We start from the raw sequence: 3,198 nt of genomic DNA on the forward strand, positions 1-3,198 counted from the left end.
GAAGGAGTTGCTCCTCGGTCGATCACCCGATTGCGACATCATGATCGATAATGATCCGCAGATATCGAATTCCCACTGCACACTGGAGCTGATGAACAACAGAATTTTAGTACAGGACAAGAAGTCAAAGAATGGACCCCGGGTCAATGGCATACCGATCCAGGGCTATATACACGCAGAATCTGATTCGATCATTGGGATCGGTCGGACGGAACTGCGACTGACGCTTGTCAACGAGGTTCAGTGATGAAGGTCATGCCCGGCAATGCCCAGCATATTGGGCGGCGGCCGGAACAACAGGACACCTTTGGCTTTTTCGGCTTTGCCGATGGCGGCTTCCGTCGCCACGGTGGTGTTCTGATGGTGGTGTGCGATGGCATGGGGGGGCTGGCGAATGGTGGCATCGCCAGTCAAGTGGCTGTCGACGCCGCCACGGCGGCCTATGCGGGCAAGTCGCCTTCCGAATCCATTCCTGCTGCAATGCGGCGGGCGGTCGCCGAGGCGCATGCCGCTGTCATCCATCATACCAATGGGGCTGATCAGGCGGGGACGACTATCGTGACCGCGGTGGTCCATGCAGACCGCCTCTATTGGGCGTCCGTCGGTGACAGTCGCCTATACCTGTTCCGGAAGGGCTGCGCGCCGGTCTTATTGACGGTCGATGACACGTTGGCAACGCTTCTTGATGCCCGCTGCGAGCGAGGGGAGATTTCCCCGGAAACTGCGGCGTCCGATCCCCATCGGGAGGCACTGACCAGTTTCCTTGGATCCGACACTCCGCCTGAACCCGTTGTCAATCAAGACGGATACGGTCTGCGGAGTGGCGATCGTGTCTTGGCCTGCTCCGACGGGCTCTATCGCGCCCTGTCTGGCGATGAGATGGCGTCGCTTGTTCTTAACACCCAACCGATGCAGGCGGCTGAACGCCTGGCGGAAGCGGCTATGGCGACAGGCAATCCATATCAGGACAACATCACGGCGACACTTTTCGCTTTGGAAGACCGCGCCCGGATCTGGTGGGCTTGGCCAGCAATCGCGGGCGGCGGTGCGCTGCTGGCGGCGACGGCGATTGGTGGTGGCCTTTGGCTGTGGTTGCCGCACCATCATCACAAAGGGGTGGCGGTCGACAAACCCAACGCCGTGGATGCCGTGACGCAAAAGGTGTCGGAGTTCCGCCCCTCTGCCGGGCCAAGCATGCCGCCGCAGCCGCCGCCCCCGCCACATCCTGCGGAGGAGGTGGATAGCACTGCGAAGTCCGCGCAAAAGCTGGCCCAATCCAATCCTTCCCCCACAGTGGACCAGCCCGCCCAGCGGGCGTCTTCACCTGATTCGAAGGCAGTCAAAGCCAAAAAGAGTGCCGGCGAATCGGCGCAAAAGCCGCACAAACAGGCAATAAAAACAGAACCAAAAGGAAGAAAAAAAGGAGGAGAGGAAAAAGATAAAACTAAAGAAAAAACTGAAGTTTCGCCGCAGGCTCAACAGTTGGTTCCGACCGCACCCGTGCCGCCGGCCGAGAAACAACGAGAGGGGGCAGGAAGCGGGCAACTTCCTGCGGAAGACGACAAGAAGCAAAATGAACCCGGAGAGCAACCGGCAGATCCGGTCCTACCAGCTGGTGATAGCTCCAGTCCGAAGCCGGAACCGACGCCCCCTATCTCCCAGGGTGGGGCGGGCAAACGGGTGGCACCTTGAAGGAGGAGAGGAAGATGCATGGCTTGACCCTCGGCGTTGTGCTTTGCATGAGTACCCTGCTTCTGTCCGCAGGCACCGCGGCCGCCAACGTCATTGATCTGGCGACCATGCAGAAGGGAACGGTCCGCCTTCTGTGCAAGGCGGACAACAAGCTGGCGACTGGGTCGGGTTTCCTGGTCGGCGACGCGGATACCCGGGTGGTCGTCACCAATCTTCATGTCCTGACTTGTGGGAAAAACCCCAAGATCGGCGTCCTGATTGATGAGGCACAGGTCATCCCGGCCACCGTGCTGGTGGCGGACGCGGGAAAGGATCTGGCTCTTCTACGCCTGGCCAAGGCGATCGATCGTCCAACGGTGCCGCTCGCCGACACCAATAAAATTCAGGTTGGCGCGCCGGTCATCGCCATAGGCTTCCCGGGTGCTGCCGATGACGTTGGTCAATCCGCCAGTCCCATCATTCCGTCCGTTTCGCGCGGCAACATTTCCCGCTTCGTCACATTGGGTGATGGCGGATACCGGTATGTGCAGCACACGGCGCCGACCAACCCTGGGAATTCCGGCGGCCCCATTTTTGATAACGACGGCCACGTCATCGGCATCAACAGCATGAAGGCACTGGCCTTGGTGGCCCGTGTTGGCGGCAACGGAGAAGTGTCGACGGAACGCGTACCTTCGGGCGAGGGCATCGCCCTTGCCATCGACGTGTCGGAGTTGATGCCGCTCATGCGGGCCGCCGGTGTGCCGGTTGATATGGGGGCGCCGCCGTATCTCATGATCGCCTTGGCTGCCATCCTGACGTTATTGCTGATGGGGAGCGGGGGCTACGCCTATCTGGCCTGGCGGCGGAAATCATCATCCCGAGCGACGCTGGTGGCGGCGAAGAATGCGGACACAGCCGCCGACAGTGGCGGCAAATCGGTTGGCCGGCCGATCATCCGCATCGTCGAGGGCCCCCTGGCGGGTATGAGCGTCACCGTCGAGGACACTCCCATCCTGCTGGGGCGCGATCCGGCGCAGGCTTCGGTCGTGTTCCCAGCTGATGATTCTCAGGTGTCCCGGAAGCACTGCTCCGTACGCTTTGACAGCGAAAGCGGGCGTTTTGAGGTGCGTGACCTCGGGTCGACGAACGGTACCTTCCTGGCGTCGCCGTCCGCAGCGAGCCAGCGTCTCAGCCCTAACGTCATCTCTCGGTTCAAACCGGGCGCCGTGCTGACGCTAGGGGGCGATCGCCACCGCCTCAAATTGGAACTAGTGTGATGATCCTGAACGCATGGCCCTATACCGAGATCGGCGATCGCTCCCGCAATGATGATCGGTTGGTTGCGCACGTCACGGACACATGCGCCCTGTGCGGCGTCGCCGATGGTCTTGGCGGGCATGACGGTGGGGATGTGGCCGCAGCGATCTGTATCGCTACGGTGGAGAAGGAGTTTCTGAAGGCGCCAAGCTTATCCACGGAGAAATTGCTGGACGTGGTGTCAATGGCGGATCAGGCGATCGCCGT

The 3,198-nt window shown here is 61.0% G+C and carries 4 protein-coding genes; all 4 read left to right on the plus strand.

The features are described from left to right. Positions 1 to 247: FHA domain-containing protein (locus I55_RS34255; protein WP_148293632.1), on the plus strand; the 247-nt coding region annotated here is incomplete at its 5' end. Next, positions 247 to 1,692, plus strand: coding sequence for a PP2C family serine/threonine-protein phosphatase (locus tag I55_RS34260; protein WP_083900953.1), 1,446 nt, complete (start codon positions 247 to 249; stop codon positions 1,690 to 1,692). The genes I55_RS34255 and I55_RS34260, both read left to right, overlap by 1 nt. 14 nt (positions 1,693 to 1,706) lie before the next feature. Next, positions 1,707 to 2,951, plus strand: a complete 1,245-nt coding sequence (locus I55_RS08630) for a trypsin-like peptidase domain-containing protein (protein ID WP_044560116.1) — start codon at positions 1,707 to 1,709, stop codon at positions 2,949 to 2,951. Continuing rightward, a partial coding sequence (locus I55_RS08635; RefSeq protein ID WP_044560117.1) for a protein phosphatase 2C domain-containing protein occupies positions 2,951 to 3,198 on the plus strand: 248 nt, incomplete at its 3' end. The genes I55_RS08630 and I55_RS08635, both read left to right, overlap by 1 nt.

Source organism: Azospirillum sp. B4, assembly GCF_000333275.1.
Lineage (GTDB): Bacteria > Pseudomonadota > Alphaproteobacteria > Azospirillales > Azospirillaceae > Nitrospirillum.